General features: G+C 67.2%; 19 protein-coding genes. 9 read left to right on the top strand and 10 right to left on the bottom strand.

Translation table 11 applies throughout. From position 1 onward, the window contains the following. Positions 1-8 precede the first annotated feature (8 nt). From VQ065_RS21955 to VQ065_RS21945, 3 genes are all read left to right on the top strand, one after another. Positions 9-1169, top strand: coding sequence for an ABC transporter ATP-binding protein (locus tag VQ065_RS21955; protein WP_003091469.1), 1161 nt, complete (start codon positions 9-11; stop codon positions 1167-1169). Between the two features lie 43 nt (positions 1170-1212). Beyond that, the gene (gene oprB, locus VQ065_RS21950; protein WP_014603936.1) at positions 1213-2577 is read left to right on the top strand and encodes a carbohydrate porin OprB; all 1365 of its coding nucleotides are present in this window, start codon (positions 1213-1215) and stop codon (positions 2575-2577) included. 214 nt (positions 2578-2791) lie between these two features. After that, complete coding sequence (locus tag VQ065_RS21945) at positions 2792-3643, top strand: D-hexose-6-phosphate mutarotase (RefSeq protein WP_003112064.1); 852 nt, start codon at positions 2792-2794, stop codon at positions 3641-3643. An 8-nt stretch (positions 3644-3651) separates the two neighbouring features. Here the strand turns inward: VQ065_RS21945 and VQ065_RS21940 are convergent, their stop codons facing one another. After that, positions 3652-4509 (bottom strand): MurR/RpiR family transcriptional regulator, encoded by an 858-nt coding sequence (locus VQ065_RS21940; RefSeq protein WP_003091466.1) that lies wholly within the window; start codon positions 4507-4509, stop codon positions 3652-3654. A gap of 186 nt (positions 4510-4695) precedes the next feature. On the opposite strand from VQ065_RS21940, the gene zwf reads away from it, so the two are divergent. The 3 genes from zwf to VQ065_RS21925 are packed head-to-tail and all read left to right on the top strand — an operon-like array spanning position 4696 to position 7548. Continuing rightward, positions 4696-6165 (top strand): glucose-6-phosphate dehydrogenase, encoded by a 1470-nt coding sequence (zwf, locus tag VQ065_RS21935; protein WP_003091465.1) that lies wholly within the window; start codon positions 4696-4698, stop codon positions 6163-6165. Then, positions 6152-6868 carry a 6-phosphogluconolactonase gene (gene pgl, locus VQ065_RS21930; protein ID WP_003130495.1) on the top strand — a complete coding sequence of 239 codons (717 nt, stop codon included), beginning with the start codon at positions 6152-6154 and terminating at the stop codon, positions 6866-6868. The genes zwf and pgl overlap by 14 nt, the downstream gene beginning before the upstream one ends. Positions 6869-6885: 17 nt before the next feature. Next, the gene (locus tag VQ065_RS21925; protein WP_003112105.1) at positions 6886-7548 is read left to right on the top strand and encodes a bifunctional 4-hydroxy-2-oxoglutarate aldolase/2-dehydro-3-deoxy-phosphogluconate aldolase; all 663 of its coding nucleotides are present in this window, start codon (positions 6886-6888) and stop codon (positions 7546-7548) included. 89 nt (positions 7549-7637) lie between these two features. Here the strand turns inward: VQ065_RS21925 and VQ065_RS21920 are convergent, their stop codons facing one another. Then, positions 7638-8075: an NUDIX hydrolase gene (locus VQ065_RS21920; protein ID WP_003091462.1), complete on the bottom strand. Its 438-nt coding sequence runs from the start codon at positions 8073-8075 to the stop codon at positions 7638-7640. 147 nt (positions 8076-8222) lie between these two features. On the opposite strand from VQ065_RS21920, the gene rluB reads away from it, so the two are divergent. Together rluB and VQ065_RS21910 are read left to right on the top strand one after the other, a co-directional pair. After that, positions 8223-9383 carry a 23S rRNA pseudouridine(2605) synthase RluB gene (rluB, locus tag VQ065_RS21915; protein WP_023098498.1) on the top strand — a complete coding sequence of 387 codons (1161 nt, stop codon included), beginning with the start codon at positions 8223-8225 and terminating at the stop codon, positions 9381-9383. Between the two features lie 92 nt (positions 9384-9475). After that, positions 9476-9853 (top strand): hypothetical protein, encoded by a 378-nt coding sequence (locus VQ065_RS21910; RefSeq protein ID WP_003091461.1) that lies wholly within the window; start codon positions 9476-9478, stop codon positions 9851-9853. A gap of 103 nt (positions 9854-9956) precedes the next feature. Here VQ065_RS21910 and VQ065_RS21905 read toward each other — a convergent pair whose 3' ends face one another. The 8 genes from VQ065_RS21905 to VQ065_RS21870 all read right to left on the bottom strand — a co-directional run bounded on the left by VQ065_RS21905 (position 9957) and on the right by VQ065_RS21870 (position 17865). Next, a complete protein-coding gene (locus VQ065_RS21905; protein ID WP_003091460.1) occupies positions 9957-10880 on the bottom strand; it encodes a GGDEF domain-containing protein in 924 nt (307 codons plus the stop codon). 228 nt (positions 10881-11108) lie between these two features. Continuing rightward, positions 11109-12323, bottom strand: a complete 1215-nt coding sequence (gltS, locus tag VQ065_RS21900) for a sodium/glutamate symporter (protein ID WP_003091456.1) — start codon at positions 12321-12323, stop codon at positions 11109-11111. Positions 12324-12361: 38 nt separating this feature from the next. Then, positions 12362-13297 carry a formimidoylglutamase gene (gene hutG, locus VQ065_RS21895; RefSeq protein WP_003091455.1) on the bottom strand — a complete coding sequence of 312 codons (936 nt, stop codon included), beginning with the start codon at positions 13295-13297 and terminating at the stop codon, positions 12362-12364. A 15-nt stretch (positions 13298-13312) separates the two neighbouring features. After that, positions 13313-14041, bottom strand: coding sequence for an IclR family transcriptional regulator (locus VQ065_RS21890; protein ID WP_003091454.1), 729 nt, complete (start codon positions 14039-14041; stop codon positions 13313-13315). A 158-nt stretch (positions 14042-14199) separates the two neighbouring features. After that, on the bottom strand, positions 14200-14940 hold the full coding sequence (locus VQ065_RS21885; RefSeq protein WP_003091453.1) for a YciK family oxidoreductase: 741 nt from the start codon (positions 14938-14940) through the stop codon (positions 14200-14202). Positions 14941-15004: 64 nt separating this feature from the next. Then, a complete protein-coding gene (gene mupP, locus VQ065_RS21880; protein ID WP_019371598.1) occupies positions 15005-15685 on the bottom strand; it encodes an N-acetylmuramic acid 6-phosphate phosphatase MupP in 681 nt (226 codons plus the stop codon). Beyond that, complete coding sequence (ubiG, locus tag VQ065_RS21875; RefSeq protein WP_003091451.1) at positions 15682-16380, bottom strand: bifunctional 2-polyprenyl-6-hydroxyphenol methylase/3-demethylubiquinol 3-O-methyltransferase UbiG; 699 nt, start codon at positions 16378-16380, stop codon at positions 15682-15684. The genes mupP and ubiG overlap by 4 nt, the downstream gene beginning before the upstream one ends. A 150-nt stretch (positions 16381-16530) precedes the next feature. Further along, positions 16531-17865 (bottom strand): TRZ/ATZ family hydrolase, encoded by a 1335-nt coding sequence (locus VQ065_RS21870; protein WP_340080470.1) that lies wholly within the window; start codon positions 17863-17865, stop codon positions 16531-16533. Positions 17866-17974: 109 nt separating this feature from the next. Here VQ065_RS21870 and mtnA point away from each other — a divergent pair, with 109 nt between their 5' ends. Next, a complete protein-coding gene (gene mtnA / locus VQ065_RS21865; protein WP_003091449.1) occupies positions 17975-19051 on the top strand; it encodes an S-methyl-5-thioribose-1-phosphate isomerase in 1077 nt (358 codons plus the stop codon). The last annotated feature ends 28 nt before the right edge of the window (positions 19052-19079 follow it).

Genomic DNA, 19079 nt, shown 5'->3' with positions numbered 1-19079 from the left:
AACGAAACATGGCAACCCTCGAACTGCGCAACCTGCACAAGAGCTACGGCAGCGGCCTGGCCGATACCCTCAGGGACATCCGGCTGAAGATCGACTCCGGCGAATTCCTGATCCTCGTCGGCCCCTCGGGCTGCGGCAAGTCGACCCTGATGAACTGCATCGCCGGACTGGAGAGCATCACCGGCGGTGCGATCCTGGTGGACGGCCAGGACATCAGCGGCATGAGCCCCAAGGACCGCGACATCGCCATGGTCTTCCAGTCCTACGCCCTGTACCCGACCATGAGCGTGCGCGAGAACATCGCCTTCGGCCTGAAGATCCGCAAGATGTCCCAGGCCGCCATCGACGAGGAGGTGGCGCGGGTGGCCAGGCTGTTGCAGATCGAGCACCTGCTCGAACGCAAGCCGTCGCAGCTCTCCGGCGGCCAGCAGCAGCGGGTGGCCATGGGCCGGGCGCTGGCGCGGCGGCCCAAGGTCTACCTGTTCGACGAGCCGCTGTCCAACCTCGATGCCAAGCTGCGGGTGGAAATGCGCACCGAGCTGAAGCTGATGCACCAGCGGCTGAAGACCACGACCGTGTATGTCACCCACGACCAGATCGAGGCCATGACCCTCGGCGACAAGGTGGCGGTGATGAAGGACGGCGTCATCCAGCAGTTCGGCACGCCGCAGCAGATCTACAACGACCCGGCCAACCTGTTCGTCGCCAGCTTCATCGGTTCGCCGCCGATGAATTTCATTCCGTTGCGCCTGCAGCGCCGGGACGGACGCTGGACCGGCCTGCTCGATAGCGGCCAGGACCGTATCGAACTGCCGCTGAGCCTGGAGCCTGGCCTGGAGGAGGGGCGCGAGCTGATCCTCGGCGTACGGCCCGAGCAGATCGCCCTGGGCGATGGCAGCGCTGCCCATGACCTGCGTACCGAGGTCGAGGTGCTCGAACCGACCGGGCCGGACACCCTGGTCTTCGTCACCGTCAACCAGGTCAAGGTCTGTTGCCGCCTGGCGCCGGACGTCGCGCCGGCCGCGGGCAGCGGCATGAGCCTGCGCTTCGATCCCGCGCGGGTCCTGCTGTTCGACGCGCAGAGCGGCGAGCGCGTGGCCGTGCGCACGGCGGGCGTGGCGGCGGAGAAGGTCACCGCCTTGAACGGCAATCGCCAGAAGAACTCCTGAATCCTTTCGTACTGCCTAGACCACAACCACGAGGACGCTGGAAATGTACAAGAACAAGAAAACCAGACCGGCCGCCAGGACCGTTGGCTGCCTGTTTGCCCTTGGAGCGCTGGGCTTGGGGAGCGCGGCGCACGCCGCCGAGGCGTTCTCCCCGAACTCGAAATGGATGCTCGGCGATTGGGGCGGCAAGCGCACCGAGCTGCTGGAGAAGGGCTACGACTTCAAGCTGGAGTACGTCGGCGAGGCGGCGGCCAACCTCGACGGCGGCTATGACGACGACAAGACCGGGCGCTACACCGACCAGTTCGCCCTGGGCGTGCACATGGACCTGGAGAAGATCCTCGGCTGGAAGGCCGCCGAGTTCCAGTTCACCGTCACCGAGCGCAACGGCAAGAACCTTTCCAACGACCGCATCGGCGACCCGCGTGCCGGGCACATCAGCTCGGTGCAGGAGGTCTGGGGCCGCGGGCAGACCTGGCGGCTGACCCAGCTGTGGCTCAAGCAGCAGTACTTCGACGGCGCGCTGGACGTGAAATTCGGCCGTTTCGGCGAGGGCGAGGACTTCAACAGCTTCCCCTGCGATTTCCAGAACCTGGCCTTCTGCGGCTCGCAGGTGGGCAACTGGGCGGGGAGCATCTGGTACAACTGGCCGGTCAGCCAGTGGGCGTTGCGGGTGAAGTACAACTTCGCGCCGGACTGGTACGTGCAGGTCGGCGCCTACGAGCAGAACCCGTCGAACCTGGAGACCGGCAACGGCTTCAAGATGAGCGGCAGCGGGACCAAGGGCGCGCTGCTGCCGGTGGAGCTGATCTGGCAGCCGAAGGTCGGCGCCGAGCAACTGCCGGGCGAGTACCGGCTGGGCTACTACTACAGCACGGCGAAGGCCGATGACGTCTACGACGACGTCGACGGCCAGCCGCAGGGGCTGACCGGCAACGACTTCAAGTCGCGCGGCAGCAAGCATGGCTGGTGGGTGGTGGCGCAGCAGCAGGTCACTTCGCACAACGGCGATGCTTCGCGCGGGTTGAGCCTGTTCGCCAACCTGACGGTCCACGACAAGGCGACCAACGTGGTGGACAACTACCAGCAGCTCGGGGTGGTCTACAAGGGTCCGTTCGATGCGCGGCCGAAGGACGACATCGGCCTGGGCATCGCGCGCATCCACGTCAACGACGATGTGAAGAAGCGCCAGCGCCTGGTGAACCAGGTGAACGGCATCGACGATTACGACAACCCGCTGTACCAGCCGCTGCAGGACACCGAGTACAACGCCGAGCTGTACTACGGGGTGCATGTGACCGACTGGCTGACGGTGCGGCCGAACCTGCAATACATCAAGCAGCCGGGCGGGGTCGACGAGGTCGACAACGCGCTGGTGGCGGGGATCAAGATCCAGACGGTGTTCTGACCGTCGCGTTGCCTGCTCCGGTGTTGTGCCTGGGCCCGCCCGAGCGTTTCGGGCGGGCCGTTTTTTTCCGGCGACCGCTCTTCCCGGCTGCCTGTTACAAACCGACTACGCTTTTCCTGTGCCGATCATTTGGGGCTTGCGTGCGAAATGTAGTAAAACTACACGGATGCACGCCCGGGCTTTCCGGGAAGGGGAGAGGGTAGGACAATCGGACATGCTTGAGCATCCGCTGCAGCGTTTCTTTCATTCCATGCGGGCCAAGCGACCGTTCGACTGGGTACGCTTCCAACGTCGCGATCTGCTGTTGATCGACCATCCGCTGTGCCAGGCCGTATTCAGTCGGCAAGGGGCGCAGCTCCTGCATTTCCAGCCGCAGGGCGAACGCCCGTTGCTGTGGTGCGCCAGCGAATGGCCGGCCCTCAGCAGTGCGCCGGTGCGCGGCGGCATCCCGGTCTGCTGGCCGTGGTTCGGCAGCCATCCGAACGGCAGCGAATGGCCGCAGCAGGGCTGGGCGCGGCAACGCGAATGGCGCCTGCTGGATGCCTACGCCGACGAAAGCAAGGTGGTGGTGAGCTGGCAACTGGACCTGGAGGACTGGCACGTGCGCCTCGATGCGCGCCTTGGCCAGCGCCTGGAGCTGGAGCTGTGCAGCTACCATGAGGAAGACGACGATTGCCTGTTCAGCTTCGCCCTGCAGCCCTACTGGCGGGTCGGCGCGCTGAGCCGGGTGGTGGTGCACGGCATGGAGCTGGAGTCGGCTCGCGGCCAGCGCGGCGCTTCGCGGATTCCGGGAACCTGGATACCGCGCGGCGCGGTCAAGCAGGTGCTCTACCATCCCGGATCGCTGGTGCTGGAGGACGGCGGCTGGAACCGCCGCTTGCGGATCGACAAGAACGTCAGCGCCGGCAGCGTGATCTGGCACCCCGGCAGCCGCCCGGTGGAGCAGGTCGAGCCGGGCGAAGCGGAACGCTTCCTCTGTATCGGCGCCGCTGGCTACCGCCCGGGTGGGCTGATCCTGGCGCCCGGCGAACGCATGCGCCTGAGTCTCGCCGCCGGCCTGCAATAGGCGGGCGGTCAGTTGTCCTCGTCGAGGGGATAGCGGGTCGGCACCAGGCTTTCCTTGATCCGCCGCAGGTGCGGCTGGAAGTCCACGCCGCGGCGCAGGGTCACTCCGGTGGCCAGTACGTCGAGCACGGTGAGCTGGACGATCCGCGAAGTCATCGGCATGTAGATGTCGGTGTCTTCCGGCAACGGGATGTCCAGGCACAGGGTGCTGGCCCTGGCCAGCGGCGAGCCGGCGGCGGTCAGGCCGAGCACCGAGGCGCCGTTCTCCCGCGCCAGGTGCGCCACCTCCACCAGCTCGCGGGTGCGTCCGGTATAGGAAATCACCACGAACAGGTCGCCGGTATGCGCCACCGAGGCGATCATCCGTTGCATCAGCACGTCGGCCTGGGCGCTCACCGCCAGGTTGAAGCGGAAGAACTTGTGCTGCGCGTCGAGCGCTACCGAGGCCGAGGCGCCGAGACCGAAGAAGTGGATCTGCCGGGCCTGGATCAACAGGTCCACGGCGCGGTCGATGACGCGTGGGTCGAGCAGCTTGTGGGCGCTGTCGAGGGAGGCGATGGTGTTGCTGAAGATCTTCCGTGTATAGGCTTCCGGCCCGTCGTCCTCGGCTACCGCCTGGGTCACGAAGGCAGCGCCGCTGGCCAGGCTCTGGGCCAGCTGGATCTTCAGTTCCGGATAGCCGCTCATGCCGAAGGAGCGACAGAAGCGGTTCACCGTCGGTTCGCTGACCGCTGCCGCCTGGGCCAGGGCGGCGATGCTGAAGCGGGTGGCCTGCTGCGGGTTCTGCAGGATGACCTCGGCGACTTTGCGCTCCGCCTTGTTCAGTTCGTCCAGGCGGCTTTGGATCTGCTCCAGCAGGTTTTTCATCCGGGTTCCTCGTCTTCTGTCGGCCCGGCGGGGAAGGGCCGGCGGCGGCGCCTATCCTAACGTCAGGCCGGCATGCGACCAACAGCGTGGCGGGCTGGGAAAAATATGTTGTTTAATTACTACATATTTGTCTTAATTGCGCAGTGGATGGCTCAATATCACTCAATATTTGGTTGGTAACAACAAATGCCTGATGTCCGCGTTCTGCCTTGCACGTTAGCGCTGTTCGGTGCGCTGGGCGATCTCGCCTTGCGCAAGCTGTTCCCGGCGCTCTACCAACTCGATCGCGAGAACCTGCTGCACCGCGATACCCGCGTCCTGGCCCTGGCCCGTGACGAAGGCGCTCCCGCCGAACACCTGGCGACGCTGGAGCAGCGCCTGCGCCTGGCGGTGCCGGCGAAGGAGTGGGACGACGCGGTCTGGCAGCGTTTCCGCGAACGCCTCGACTACCTGAGCATGGACTTCCTCGACCCGCAGGCCTATGTCGGCTTGCGCGAGGCGGTGGACGACGAACTGCCGCTGGTCGCCTACTTCGCCACGCCGGCCTCGGTGTTCGGCGGCATCTGCGAGAACCTCGCCGCCGCCGGTCTCGCCGAGCGCACCCGGGTGGTGCTGGAGAAGCCCATCGGTCATGACCTGGAGTCGTCCCGCGAGGTCAACGAGGCAGTCGCCCGGTTCTTCCCGGAAAGCCGCATCTACCGGATCGACCATTACCTGGGCAAGGAGACGGTGCAGAACCTGATCGCCCTGCGCTTCGCCAACAGCCTCTTCGAGACCCAGTGGAACCAGAACCACATCTCCCACGTGGAGATCACCGTGGCCGAGAAGGTCGGCATCGAAGGCCGCTGGGGCTACTTCGACCAGGCCGGGCAACTGCGCGACATGGTGCAGAACCACCTGCTGCAACTGCTCTGCCTGATCGCCATGGATCCGCCCAGCGACCTTTCGGCGGACAGCATTCGCGACGAGAAGGTCAAGGTGCTCCGCGCCCTCGAGCCGATTCCCGCCGAACAACTGGCTTCGCGCGTGGTGCGTGGGCAGTACACCGCCGGTTTCAGCGACGGCAAGGCAGTGCCGGGCTACCTGGAGGAGGAACATGCGAATCGCGACAGCGACGCGGAAACCTTCGTCGCCCTGCGCGTGGACATCCGCAACTGGCGCTGGTCGGGCGTGCCGTTCTACCTGCGCACCGGCAAGCGCATGCCGCAGAAGCTGTCGCAGATCGTCATCCACTTCAAGGAGCCGCCGCACTACATCTTCGCTCCCGAGCAGCGTTCGCTGATCAGCAACCGGCTGATCATCCGCCTGCAGCCGGACGAAGGTATCTCCCTGCAAGTGATGACCAAGGACCAGGGCCTGGGCAAGGGCATGCAATTGCGTACCGGCCCGCTGCAACTGAGTTTTTCCGAGACCTACCACGCGGCGCGGATTCCCGATGCCTACGAGCGTCTGCTGCTGGAGGTCACCCAGGGCAACCAGTACCTGTTCGTGCGCAAGGACGAGGTGGAGTTCGCCTGGAAGTGGTGCGACCAGCTGATCGCTGGCTGGGAACGCCTGAGCGAAGCGCCCAAGCCGTATCCGGCGGGGAGTTGGGGGCCGGTGGCCTCGGTGGCCCTGGTGGCCCGCGATGGGAGGAGTTGGTATGGCGATTTCTGAGTTGAAGCTGCCGGCCGGCGTCGGCCTGCAGGTCTGGGGCAGCGCCGCCGAGCAGGCCCGCGGCCTGGCCGCCGAGGTCGCCGGCCGGTTGCGCTCGGCGCTGGCCGAGCAGGGCCAGGCGCTGCTGGTGGTGTCCGGTGGGCGCAGTCCGGTGGCCTTCCTCGAAGCCTTGAGCGAGGAGCCGCTGGACTGGTCGCGGATCACCCTCAGCCTGGCCGACGAGCGCTGGGTGCCGGAGTCCCATGCCGATAGCAACGCCGGCCTGGTTCGCCGCCACCTGCTCCGTGGCGAGGCGGCGAAGGCGCGCTTCATCGGCCTCTACCAGCCGGCGGCGAGCCTGGAGGAAGCGGCCGAGCTGGCCGACCACCACCTGCACGAGCTGCCGTTGCCGATCGACGTGCTGGTCCTCGGCATGGGCGACGACGGCCATACCGCCTCGCTGTTCCCGAACAGCCCAGGCCTGGACCTGGCGATGGATCCCCAGGGCACGCGCCGTTGCCTGCCGATGTGGGCGCCGAGCGTGCCGCACCAGCGCCTGACCCTACCGCGCGCCGTGCTGGCGGCGGCGAAGGTGCAGCTGCTGGCGATCCAGGGCCAGTCCAAGCTGGCCACCCTGAACACCGCGCTGGCGGTCGAGGACGAACGGCGGATGCCGGTTCGCGCCTTCCTCCGCGCGCCGCTGACGATCCATTGGTACCCCTGAGTGGCGGAGCTGTAGCCATGCACAACCTTGAACAGAAGACCGCCCGCATCGACACGCTGTGCCGGGAGGCGCGCATCCTCCCGGTGATCACCATCGACCGCGAGGCGGACATCCTGCCGATGGCCGATGCCCTCGCCGCCGGCGGCCTGACCGCCCTGGAGATCACCCTGCGCACGGCGCACGGGCTGACCGCCATCCGTCGCCTCAGCGAGGAGCGCCCGCACCTGCGCATCGGCGCCGGCACCGTGCTCGACCCGCAGACCTTCGCCGCTGCGGAAAAGGCCGGGGCGAGCTTCGTGGTCACCCCGGGATGCACTGACGAGTTGCTGCGCTTCGCCCTGGACAGCGAAGTCCCGCTGTTGCCCGGCGTGGCCAGCGCTTCCGAGATCATGCTCGCCTACCGCCATGGCTACCGCCGCTTCAAGCTGTTTCCCGCCGAGGTCAGCGGCGGCCCGGCGGCGCTGAAGGCGTTCTCGGGACCATTCCCCGATATCCGCTTCTGCCCCACCGGAGGCGTCAGCCTGAACAATCTCACCGACTACCTGGCGGTACCCAACGTGATGTGCGTCGGCGGCACCTGGATGCTGCCCAAGGCCGTGGTCGACCGCGGCGACTGGGCCCAGGTCGAGCGCCTCAGCCGCGAAGCCCTGGAGCGCTTCGCCGAGCACCGCAGACACTGAGACTGCCCGCCTGGGCATGCCCGGCTTCGGCCGGGTTTTTTTATGCCGTCCGGATTATCCGGGGCATGGAACGGCTAACGTCATCCGCGTTATTCGTCGATGCGCCGGCGTTCCCGCAGATAGTCGCCGAGCCGGCTCTGCAGGTAGGGTACGGCCATGGCATGCGCGAGGTAGGCGTCCACCTCCATCAATCGCCAGTATTGTCCTTCGTCGCCGAAGCGGATGGCCTCGAACTCGCGGTCCTCCAGGCGCGCCACCAGGAAGTAGGCGAAGGGCGCGCTGCCGCTGGTGCTCGGATACTGTCGCTGCCATTCGATACGAGGTTCTTCCAGGCGGATGGAGAACTCTTCCTCGAGTTCGCGCAGGGCGCATTCGGCAGGCGTCTCCAGGCCCTCGCGGCCGCCGCCGGGAAAGTCCCAGTAGCCGGGGAAGGGAATGCCGGGTTTTTCGTCGCGTTTGTAGACGACCAGGTGGTCGCCATAGAACAGCGCCAGCTTGGCGCCGCTGAAGGGAGGGACATCGTGCACCGGGGCCTCCGGGTGGCGGGGTGGGTGAACCCGGCCTAGTCTAGCGGGATTGTCCGGGTTTCCGCCCGGGGACGGTGCTTTGTCCTGACGAAGCGCGTATGATGCGCGCCCTTCGATTCGTTGCCAGCCACACCGGGAGGTGCCCAGATGAACGATACCCCAGAGAATCCCCACGTACCGGTCGGGGAAAAATTGCAGAAAGTCCTCGCCCGTCTCGGCGTCGGTTCCCGGCGCGACGTAGAAGTGTGGATCGCCGAAGGCCGGGTCAACGTCAATGGTAGCGTGGCCAGCCTTGGCCAGCGGGTCGACAGCCACGATGCGATCACCGTCGATGGCCACCTGATCCGCCGCGAAGAGGCCGCCGAGAGTGTCCGTCGCGTGCTGATCTACAACAAGCCGGAAGGCGAGGTCTGCACCCGCGACGATCCGGAAGGCCGCCCGACCATCTTCGACCGCCTGCCGCGCCTGCGCACCGGTCGCTGGATCAATGTCGGTCGCCTGGACATCAATACCACCGGCCTGCTGCTGTTCACCACCGATGGCGAACTGGCCAACCGCCTGATGCATCCTTCCTATGAGATGGACCGTGAATACGCGGTACGGGTGCGCGGCGAGGTCACCGAAGAGATGATCGAGCGCCTGCTCAACGGCGTGATGCTCGAGGACGGCCCGGCCAAGTTCAGCGATATCCAGCAGGCGCCGGGCGGCGAAGGCTTCAACCACTGGTACCACTGCGTAGTGATGGAGGGCCGCAACCGCGAGGTGCGCCGGTTGTGGGAATCCCAGGGATTGGTGGTCAGCCGCCTGAAGCGAGTGCGTTTCGGCCCGGTGTTCCTGACCTCCGAGCTGACCATGGGCCGCTACCGCGAAATGGACCAGCGCGAAATCGACATCCTCAGCGAGGAAGTCGGCCTCAAGCCGGTGGCGCTGCCGGGCATGACCACCAAGGCGCGCGAGAAGGCCGAACGCCAGCAGCGCAAGCAGGCCCGTCCGCTGGCGCGCAGCGAGCGTCCGGAAGCCGGGCGCAAGCGTGCGCCAAGGCGCGAGGACGGCGAGAATGCCGCTCGTCGCGCGCCGGCTTCGCGTCCCGCGCGCGGTCCGCAGCCGAGCGCCGAGCGCAAGGGGCGCGAGCAGGGCACTCCGGTTGCCGAGCGGCCCCGCGAGAGCAACCGCAAGCCGCGCCCGAGCAAGCCGCGCGACGAGCGTCCGGCCAGCGCGACGGGCGACAAGCCGGCGGCCCGCAAGCCGCAGGTCAAGCGGCGGCCGAAACCGGCCGGCGACGGTATGCGTCCGGGCTTCCGCCGCTGAGCGGAAAGCGCCCTGGAAAGGCCCCTTCGGGGGCCTTTTTCATGCCTGGGAATCGGTGTCTAATGGTCGCCCGCACACAAGGAGGTGGTGAAATGCACAGGATCCTGGCTATCGCGCTCTGCATGCTATGGAGCGTCGCCGGGCTGGCCGAGGATGCGGCGATGCCGGCGCAGAGCTGTGCAAGCCTTGACGAGGCGACGGCCGGCCCCGAGGACAACTTCCGTCCGCCCCTGGAGGGCGAGGTGATCGACAAGGGGCGCGCCTATTTCCACAGCGCGCCGCGTGCCGACTGTGTCACCGGGGTCTTCGTGATTCCCGGCGACTTCATCACTGTCTACAAGCCGAGCGGCGAGTGGCTGAACGTCATGTACGTGGCTCGAGACGGCAAGGAAACCAGCGGCTGGCTGCTGGAGAAACGCATCCGCTTGCGCCAGGTCTATGGCGCCCCGGACGAGCCGGCGCAGCCATAAGCGGCAGGACCTTGGCGGAAACCGTGACTGCGCCGGTGAGAGCCGTCGCTACTGCCGTCGCCCGATGCGCCTGCTCCGCGCTTCGGGGGCGAGTCGGCAAGCCTCAGGCGCAGCGCAGGCGGTTGCGGCCGTCGCGCTTGGCTTCGTAGAGCGCCTCGTCGACCCGTCGCAGCAGGTCGTCACTGCCTTCGCCGGGCCGCAGGTCGGCGCAACCGAGGCTGATCGACAGCTTCAGCGGTTCGCCGGCGTGCCGGTAGTCCAACTCCTCCACCGCCTGGCGCAGGCGTTCGCCGACCATGCAGGCAGCCTGCAGCGGCGTGCTGGACAGCAGGACGAGGAATTCCTCGCCGCCGAAACGGAACACCATGTCGACATTGCGCAGGTGGTCCTTGATGGTTTCCGCCACGGCCTTGAGGGCTTCGTCGCCGACGGTGTGACCGTAGTGGTCGTTGACCCGCTTGAAGTGGTCGATATCGAGCATCAGCACCGAGAGCGGTTGCAGGTTGCGCCGGGCCAGTTCCAGTTCGCGGCCGAGCGCCTGGTCCATGGCGATGCGGTTGCCGGTGCCGGTCAGGGCGTCGCGCAGGGCGGTCTGGATCGCGGCGCGATAGAGCAGGGCGTTGCGCAGCGGGAACAGCAGGGTGCCGAGCAGGCTCTCCAGTTGCCGTTGTTCGTCTTCGCCGAGGCGCTGGCGGCGACGGAAGATCAGTTCGCCGAGGTAGTCGCTGTCATGGCTCAGGCGATAGCTCACCGAATGCTTGGCGCTGCTGCCGAACTCCAGGCGCAGGTCGGAGCCCGGATGGCGGTAGCCAAGGGCGTCCAGCGGGATCAGTTGGCGGACTTCCTCGAAGAACAGGCCGAGAATCCGCTCCGCCTCCAGGCTGCTCTGCAACTGTAGGGTCAGTTGCTGGCGCAACTCCGTCAGGTTGCTGGCGCGCGGCCCGCTGGCGTTGCCGCCGGGCTGGGGGCCGCGCTTCTGCTTGGCGGCGTCGAAATCGATGGTATTGGACTGCTTGGGAGGAGCCATGCGCGGAACCTCTGGCGCGAAAGACGGCGACAGTAGGGCTAAGGCGAGTTTCGTGCCAGCCAACTGAAGAACGGAGAAATCAGAGGCACAGACAGGTTTTCCTAGGAATGGTTTCCACATTCTGTAGGAATTTCGGAGAGATTTCGACGGAATAATGGCGTTTTGCTGGCGAGTGGCCGAGGCGCTCGTCGGAAAGCTGGCGCTCCGCTAGCGGAGCGCCGCCATGGTTCAACTGAAGGCGTTGATGAACCAGGTGATCGCCGGGATGGCGACGAGATCGATCAGTACCGCGCCGCACAGGGGCACGATGATGAAGGCCTTGTGCGAGAACACCCGATAGTGCTCGCAGACCGCGCCCATGTTGGCCACCGCGTTGGGCGTGGCGCCCAGGCCGTGGCCGAGGAAGCCGGCGCAGAGCACCGCGGCGTCGTAGTTGCGGCCGAGCAGGCGGAACAGCACGAAGATCGTCAGCAGCAACAGCACCGCGACCTGGATGAACAGTACGCCGAGCAGCGGCAGGCCGAGGTTCTCCAGCTCCCAGAACTTCAGGCTCATCATCGCCATGGTCAGGAAGATGCCCAGGCAGACGTCGCCCAGGGTACCGACGGCGTGGTCCGGAATGCGCAGCCAGCCGAGCCGGTCGTCGAGGTTGCGCAGGACGATGGCGATGAACATCGCCCCGACATAACTGGGCAGCACCAGGCCCAGGCGTTCCTGGAGCGCGTCGCCGAGCCAGAAGCCGAGCACCATCACCAGCAGCACGCAGGTCAGCAGGCGCAGCAGGAGATTGCCGTCCAGCGTGGCCGCCGCATGCTGGCGTCGCTCCTGCTGCCCGAGGGCTTCCAGCCGATTGTCGCTTTCCGCCTGCACCGGCAGGCGGTTGCGTTCGATCAGCCAGCGCGCCACCGGGCTGCCGAGCAGCCCGCCAGCGACCATGCCGAAGGTGGCCGAGGCCAGCGCCACGGTGGTCGCGCCCTGGGCGCCGAGCCCTTCCGCAACCGGGCCGAAGGCCGCCGCCGCGCCGAAGCCGCCTTCCAGCGACACCGCGCCGGCCATGATCCCGAGCAACGGGTCGAGGCCGAGCAGTCCGGCGCTGCCTACGCCGATCAGGTTCTGCAGTATCGCCAGCGCCCAGCAGGCCGACAGGTAGACCAGCAGGGTCTTGCCGCCCTTGCGCAGCAGGCCGAGGCTGCCACCGAGGCCGACGGTGGTGAAGAACGCCACCATCAGGGGCGTCTGCAGGCTGGTGTCGAGGCCGATGTCGAGCCAGCCGCGATCCCTGAGCAGCCAGACCAGGAAGGCGAAGCCGAAGCCGGCGATCACCGGCGACGGTACGCACAGACGTGTCAGCCAGCGGCTGCGCTTCTTCAATTGGCTGCCGAGGGCGAGCAGGAGCAGGGCGAGGGCGGTGGTGGACAGGGCGTCCAGGTGCAATGTCGGCATGGCGGGGCTCTATTGTTGTTGTGTGGGCGAAAGGGCGATCAGTTGACCAGGCTGTCGACCAGGCGCGCGGCGATCCGGGCGGTGCGCTGGTCGCTATCGAGTTGCGGGTTGAGTTCGGCGATGTCGGCCAGGCGCAGCTTGCCGCTGGCCTTGGCGCGGCGGACCAGGTGCTCCACCACCGGCATCTCCACGCCGTGCGCCGAGGGCGCGCTGACGCCGGGCGCCTGGGCGGCCGGGAGCACGTCGAGGCAAACGGTCAGGTAGAGGTGGTCGACGGATTGCAGGAAGCTGTCGAGGAAGGCTTCGCTGCGTTCCAGGTTCCATGGCTGCAACTGACGGTCCAGCAGGTAGCGCACACCCAGGCGCTGGGCCTGGTCGAACAGCGCCGCGGTGTTGCTCAGGCGGCTGATGCCCAGGCAGCAGTAGGCGAACGGCCAGTCGCTGGCCTGGCAGAGTTCGGCGATCTGGCGGAACGGCGTGCCGGAGCTGGCCCGTTCGGCGTGGCGCAGGTCGAAATGCGCGTCGAAATTGAGGATACCGATGCGCGGCAGGCGCTCATGCCGACTCAAGTGGCGGGCGAGGCCGGCGAAGCTGGCGTAGGCGATTTCGTGGCCGCCGCCCAGTCCGACCACCCGGTGGCCGCGCGCGAGCAGGTCGGCGACGCGTTGCGCGTAGCGTTCCTGGGCGGCTTCCAGATCGTCGCCGGCGACGATGTCGCCGGCATCGTAGATCGCTTGCTCGCCGTGCCAGGCCAGGTTGGCCAGCGCGCGACGCAAGGCTGGCGGTCCGTGGCGCGCGCCCTGGCGACCCTGGTTGCGGCGCACGCCTTCGTCGCTGGCGAAACCGAGCAGCACGCTGGCCGCTTCGGCGTCGTCTGCGTAGGGGCGCATCCATTGGTGCCAGCGCCGCGCGTCGGCGCCTTCCTGGCTATCGATCCGGCCTTGCCAGAGGCTCATGTCGGGGGCGGGGTACATCGAAACTCCTGTTGGTCAGTCCAGCCGCGCGGAAAGTCGCGCGGCGGCGTCGAGGGTCCATTGCCGCAAGCGTTCGCTGCGCGACTGGGCGCGCAAGGCGGGGGCCATCAGGCTGAGGGCGCCGTGCAGGCGCTGGCGGCTGTCCAGCAGCGGTACGCTGATGCCCCAGACGCCTTCGTCGATCTCGCCCTGGCTGACGGCGTAGCCCTGTTCGCGGATCAGCCGGAGTTCCTGCTCCAGCTTGTCGATACGCTCGGCGGAGAGTTCCTGGGCGAGGTACAGCTCCTCGCGCCGTTCGTCCTCCAGGTGCGCTAGCAGGGCTTTGGCCGAGGCGCCATGCAACAGCGGCTGCGCCAGCCCTTTCTGGTAGCAGCAGCGCAGCGGCTGCGGACTGTCGAACAGTTCCAGGCAGATCGCCTGCTGGTTGCTGGCCACCATCAGCGCCACGCTCTCCTGGCTCAGGTCGGCCAGGCGCTTGAGTTCCGGTTTGGCGAGACCGATCAGCGAGGCCTCGCGATCGAATTTCTTCGCCAGTTGCAGGCAGGCCGGGCCGGGCAGGTAGCGGCCCTGGCCGGCCTGTTCTTCGGCCAGGCCCCAGCGCAACAGGGTCTTCAGGTGCCGGTAGGTGCTGCTCAGCGGCTGCTCCAGGGTCAGCGACAGCTCCTTGGCAGACAGGGCTTCGGGCGCCTGGCCAAGGGCAATGAGGATCTGCAGCAGGCGATCGGTGGGGGAATGCTTCGACATGGGAACTCCTTGACCCACAGGGTGAAGGCGATTTCCCGGAAAATGAAACCACTTTCCCACTCAGTGGGAAAAATATGCAAAAAGAATGGGAAGTTCCGGACGGGAAGAGGGAAGGGAAGGACAGGGCAGCCTCGCCGGGCGGCGAGGCTGCCGGGGAATCACTGGGCGTCGAAGGCCTGGCCGTTGACGCCGGCGCTGTCCGGCCCCATGAGGTACAGGTAGACCGGCATGATCTCCTCGCCGGTGGGGTTGTTCAGCGGGTTTTCCCCAGGGTAGGCGAGGGCGCGCATGCTGGTGCGGGTGGCGCCGGGGTTGACGCTGTTGGCGCGGATCGCGCTGGTACCGTCGAGTTCGTCGGCAAGGGTCTGCATCAGGCCCTCGGTGGCGAACTTCGATACCGAATAGGCGCCCCAGTAGGCGCGGCCCTTCCGGCCCACGCTGCTCGAGGTGAAGATGATCGAGGCGTCGCTGGAGAGCTTCATCAGCGGCAGCATGGCGGTGGTCAGCATGAACATGGCATTGACGTTCACCTGCATCACGCGCATGAAGTTCTCCCCGGAAATCTGCTGCATCGGCGAGCGCGGACCGAGGATCGAAGCGTTGTGCAGCAGGCCGTCGATGCGGCCGAACTCGTTCTCCAGGGTTGCCGCCAGTTCCTCGAACTGGTGCGGCTGGGCGGTCTCCAGGTTGAACGGGATCACGGCGGCCTGCGGATGGCCGGCGGCCTCGATGGCGTCGTAGACCTCGTTCAGGTACTCCTCGGTCTTGCCCAGCAGCAGCACGGTGGCGCCGTGGGCGGCGAAGGTCTTGGCGGCGGCGGCGCCGATGCCGCGGCCGGCGCCGGTGACCAGGATCACGCGGTCTTTCAGCAGGTCGGGGCGGGCGGAGTACTGGAACATGTCGAATCCTTTGAATGCATGACCCGCCTGGCGGCGGGTCGTTGTCTGTCGGCGGCGCTGCGGATCAGCAGTCGCAGAGCGCGCGGTCGAGAACGTCGATGAGTTCGCGCGGGTGGTCGACGATCACGTCGGCGCCCCAGTGCGCGGGGTTGTCTTCGGGGTGGATGTAGCCGTAGCGCACCGCCGCGGTCTTGGTTCCGGCGTCGCGGCCGGATTCGATGTCGCGCAGGTCGTCGCCGATGAACAGCACCCTCGACGGATCGATGCCGAGCTGGCTACAGGCCAGTAGCAGCGGCTCGGGATCGGGCTTGCTGCGGGTCACGTGGTCCGGGCAGACCAGCACCCTGGAACGCTCGGCGTAGCCCAGGCGCTGCATGATCGGTTCGGCGAAGCGCACCGGCTTGTTGGTCACCACGCCCCAGATCAACCCGGCTTTCTCGATCGCCGCAAGCAGTTCGGGGATGCCGTCGTAGGGCCGGCTGAGAACCGCGCAATGCTCCTGGTAGCGGTCGAGGAACTCCTGGCGCAGGGGTTCCAGTTCCGGGCTGTCCAGCGACAGGCCGAAGGCCGCGGCAACCATCGCGCGCGCGCCGCCGGAGACCACGTCGCGCACCTGTTGCTCGTCCACCGGCGGCAGGCCGTGGGCGGCACGCATGGCCTGGGTGATGGCGATGAAGTCCGGCGCCGTGTCGAGCAGGGTGCCATCCATGTCGAACAGTACCGCTTTGAGCCGCATGCGCTTCACGCCTCCCGCTGGGTCTGGACCATGTAGTTGACGTCGACGTCGTTGGCCAGCTTGTAGTGCTTGGTCAGCGGGTTGTAGGTCAGGCCGATGATGTCCTTGACCTCGAGACCGGCCTCGCGCGACCAGGCGCCGAGTTCCGACGGACGGATGAACTTGCGGAAATCGTGGGTCCCGCGCGGCAGCAACTGGAGGATGTACTCCGCGCCGATCACCGCGAACAGGTAGGCCTTGGGATTGCGGTTGATGGTCGAGAGGAAAACCTGTCCGCCCGGCTTGACCAGGCGGTGGCAGGCGCGGATCACCGAGGCCGGGTCCGGCACGTGTTCGAGCATCTCCAGGCAGGTGACCACGTCGAATTGCCCGGGCATTTCCTCGGCCATCTGCTCGGCGGTGATCTGCCGGTAGTCGACGGCGACGCCGGATTCCAGCTGGTGCAGGCGCGCCACCGCGAGCGGCGCTTCGCCCATGTCGATGCCGGTGACGTTGGCGCCGCGCTGGGCCATGGCTTCGCTGAGGATGCCGCCGCCGCAACCGATGTCGAGCACCTTCTTGCCGGCCAGGCCGGCGCGCTCGTCGATCCAGTTGACGCGCAGCGGGTTGATGTCGTGGAGCGGCTTGAACTCGCTCTCGCGGTCCCACCAGCGATGGGCCAGTGCCTCGAATTTGGCGATCTCGGCGTGGTCGACGTTGCTCATAATCGTTCCCGTTGAAGAGTGAAGCCTTTGGGGGAAGGGCCGCCGCGGCGGAATCCAATCCTTCATGTTGCCAGCTTTGGCAGAGGGATGGGGCCGGCGGCGGTTCGCCTTCCTATGTCAGTTTGTCGCAGCGGGCCGGCCCGCCGCGGTTCAGGACCTGTCGCTGGCGGCGATCTTCGCCCCCCATTCGCGGGCCCTGGCGATCAGGCGCTGTTCGTCGTGACGGAGCAGGCGGCCGTCGTCGAGGAGTTGCCTGCCGCCGACCCAGACATGCCGCACGCAGTCGCGGCCGCTGGCATAGATAAGTTGCGAAACCGGGTCGTAGACCGGTTGCTGGGCCAGGCCGGACAGGTCGAAGGCCACCAGATCGGCGGCCTTGCCGGCTTCCAGGGAGCCGATCAGGCGCTCCAGGCCAAGCGCGCGGGCGCCGTTCAGGGTGGCCATGCGCAGCGCGCGGTGGGCGTCGAGGGCGGTGGCCTGGCCGTACACGGCCTTGGCCAGCAGCGCCGCGGTGCGGGTCTCGCCGAGCAGGTCGAGATCGTTGTTGCTCGCCGCGCCGTCGGTGCCGATGGCCACGTTGACCCCGGCCTGCCAGAGCTTTTCCACCGGGCAGAAGCCGCTGGCCAGCTTGAGGTTGGATTCCGGGCAGTGGATCACCGAGCTGTTGGTTTCCACCAGCATCGCCAGGTCGTCGTCGTCCACCTGGGTCATGTGCACCGCCTGGAAGCGCGGGCCGAGCAGGCCGAGGCGGTGCAGGCGGGCCAACGGGCGCTCGCCGTTGCGCTCCATGGCCTGCTCCACCTCGAAGGCGGTCTCGTGGACGTGCATCTGGATGCTGGCGTCGAGTTCCTCGGTGAGCACCAGGATCTGCTCCAGCTTGTCGTCGCTCACCGTATAAGGGGCGTGCGGGCCGAAGGCGATGCGGATGCGCGGGTGGTGCTTGAGGTCGTCGAACAGCGCCATGCCCTGGCGGATCGCCTTGGCGCTGTCGCGGGCGCCGGGGATCGGGAAGTCCAGCACCGGGATCGCCACCTGGGCGCGTACCCCGCTGTCATGGACCACGCCGCAGATGGCCTGTGGATAGAAGTACATGTCGGAGAAACAGGTGATGCCGCCCTTTACCTGTTCGGCGATGGCCAGCTCCGTGCCGTCGCGGATGAAGTCCTCGCTGACCCATTGGCCTTCGGCCGGCCAGATGTGGTCCTGCAGCCAGGTCATCAGCGGCAGGTCGTCGGCGAGACCGCGGAACAGACTCATTGCCGAATGGCCGTGGGCGTTGACCAGACCGGGGGCGAGCAGCATGCCGGGCAATTCGCGGATTTCCGTGGCGCCATGGCGCATGGCCTGCTCGCGCGGCGCGACCAGGGCGATCTGGCCGTCGCGGATGCCCAGCGCGTGATCGCGCAGCACCACCCCGGCGGGCTCCACGGGGACGATCCAGGTCGGCAGCAGGAGGAGGTCGAAGGGGTTACGGACGTTGGGCATGGCGGCGCATCCTGGGCGCAGAGCGGGAAGCCGGAAGTATACCCGAGCGTCCGCGGCTGGGGCTCGTTATAATCCGCAGCTTTTCCGTGATTCAGCGAGAGGTGTGTGCATGCGAGAGCGACTGCTGGCGGCCGAGCGGGTCAAGGCGATCGAGTGGCGGGACGGTACGCTGCGGTTGCTGGATCAGCGCCTGCTGCCCCAGGAGGAGGTCTGGCTCGAACATGAGTCGGCGGCCGAGGTGGCCAAGGCCATTCGCGATATGGTCGTGCGCGGCGCGCCGGCCATCGGCATCAGCGCCGCCTACGGCATCGTCCTTGGCGCCCGCGCGCGCCTGGCGCAGGGCGGCGACTGGCGCGCCGCGCTGGAGGAGGACTTCCGCCTGCTGGCCGACTCGCGACCCACGGCGGTCAACCTGTTCTGGGCGCTGAACCGCATGCGCGACCGTCTGGAGCGAATGAAAGAGGGCGACCAGCCGCTGGCGGTGCTGGAAGCCGAGGCGATCTCCATCCATGAAAGCGACCGCGAGGCCAACCTGACCATGGCCCAGTTGGGCATGGAGCTGATCCGCAAGCAGCAGGGCAGCCCGCAGAACATCCTCACCCACTGCAATACCGGCGCCCTGGCGACCGGCGGGTTCGGCACCGCGCTGGGGGTGATCCGCGCCGCGCACCTGGAAGGCCTGGTCAATCGCATCTACGCCGACGAAACCCGGCCCTGGCTCCAGGGCTCGCGGCTGACCGCCTGGGAACTGGCCAACGAAGGCATCCCGGTCAGCCTGAACGTGGATTCGGCCGCCGCGCACCTGATGAAGACCGAGAACATCACCTGGGTCATCGTCGGCGCCGACCGCATCACCGCCAATGGCGATGTCGCCAACAAGATCGGCACCTACCAGTTGGCAGTCAACGCCATGCACCACGGCGTGCGCTTCATGGTGGTGGCGCCGAGTTCGACCATCGACATGAACCTGGAGAGCGGCGAGGACATCCCGATCGAAGAGCGCGACGGTCGCGAGCTGCTGGAAATCGGCGGGCGACGGGTAGCGGCCGAGGTCGATGCCTACAATCCGGTATTCGACGTGACCCCGGCGGACCTTATCGATGCCATCGTGACCGAGCGTGGCGTCGTCGAGCGTCCCGACGCCGAGCGCATGGCCGCCCTGATGAGCCGCAAGCGCCTGCATTGAACGAGGCGACTGGAGGTCGTCCCCGCCA

It is taken from the genome of Pseudomonas sp. KBN10P06128, assembly GCF_037574945.1.
Lineage (GTDB): Bacteria > Pseudomonadota > Gammaproteobacteria > Pseudomonadales > Pseudomonadaceae > Pseudomonas > Pseudomonas aeruginosa.
This window is presented reverse-complemented; position numbering and strand designations above follow the sequence as displayed.

Excerpts from the sequence above, each read along its gene's own strand:
- gltS (WP_003091456.1), bottom strand. The coding sequence starts at position 12,323 with ATGCCGACATTGCACCTGGACGCCCTGTCCACCACCGCCCTCGCCCTG.
- VQ065_RS21955 (WP_003091469.1), top strand. The coding sequence starts at position 9 with ATGGCAACCCTCGAACTGCGCAACCTGCACAAGAGCTACGGCAGCGGC.
- VQ065_RS21870 (WP_340080470.1), bottom strand. The coding sequence starts at position 17,865 with ATGCCCAACGTCCGTAACCCCTTCGACCTCCTCCTGCTGCCGACCTGG.
- VQ065_RS21940 (WP_003091466.1), bottom strand. The coding sequence starts at position 4,509 with ATGAAAAACCTGCTGGAGCAGATCCAAAGCCGCCTGGACGAACTGAAC.
- ubiG (WP_003091451.1), bottom strand. The coding sequence starts at position 16,380 with ATGAGCAACGTCGACCACGCCGAGATCGCCAAATTCGAGGCACTGGCC.
- VQ065_RS21910 (WP_003091461.1), top strand. The coding sequence starts at position 9,476 with ATGCACAGGATCCTGGCTATCGCGCTCTGCATGCTATGGAGCGTCGCC.
- hutG (WP_003091455.1), bottom strand. The coding sequence starts at position 13,297 with ATGTACCCCGCCCCCGACATGAGCCTCTGGCAAGGCCGGATCGATAGC.
- rluB (WP_023098498.1), top strand. The coding sequence starts at position 8,223 with ATGAACGATACCCCAGAGAATCCCCACGTACCGGTCGGGGAAAAATTG.
- pgl (WP_003130495.1), top strand. The coding sequence starts at position 6,152 with ATGGCGATTTCTGAGTTGAAGCTGCCGGCCGGCGTCGGCCTGCAGGTC.
- VQ065_RS21905 (WP_003091460.1), bottom strand. The coding sequence starts at position 10,880 with ATGGCTCCTCCCAAGCAGTCCAATACCATCGATTTCGACGCCGCCAAG.
- mtnA (WP_003091449.1), top strand. The coding sequence starts at position 17,975 with ATGCGAGAGCGACTGCTGGCGGCCGAGCGGGTCAAGGCGATCGAGTGG.
- VQ065_RS21885 (WP_003091453.1), bottom strand. The coding sequence starts at position 14,940 with ATGTTCCAGTACTCCGCCCGCCCCGACCTGCTGAAAGACCGCGTGATC.
- VQ065_RS21925 (WP_003112105.1), top strand. The coding sequence starts at position 6,886 with ATGCACAACCTTGAACAGAAGACCGCCCGCATCGACACGCTGTGCCGG.
- zwf (WP_003091465.1), top strand. The coding sequence starts at position 4,696 with ATGCCTGATGTCCGCGTTCTGCCTTGCACGTTAGCGCTGTTCGGTGCG.
- VQ065_RS21890 (WP_003091454.1), bottom strand. The coding sequence starts at position 14,041 with ATGTCGAAGCATTCCCCCACCGATCGCCTGCTGCAGATCCTCATTGCC.
- VQ065_RS21945 (WP_003112064.1), top strand. The coding sequence starts at position 2,792 with ATGCTTGAGCATCCGCTGCAGCGTTTCTTTCATTCCATGCGGGCCAAG.
- oprB (WP_014603936.1), top strand. The coding sequence starts at position 1,213 with ATGTACAAGAACAAGAAAACCAGACCGGCCGCCAGGACCGTTGGCTGC.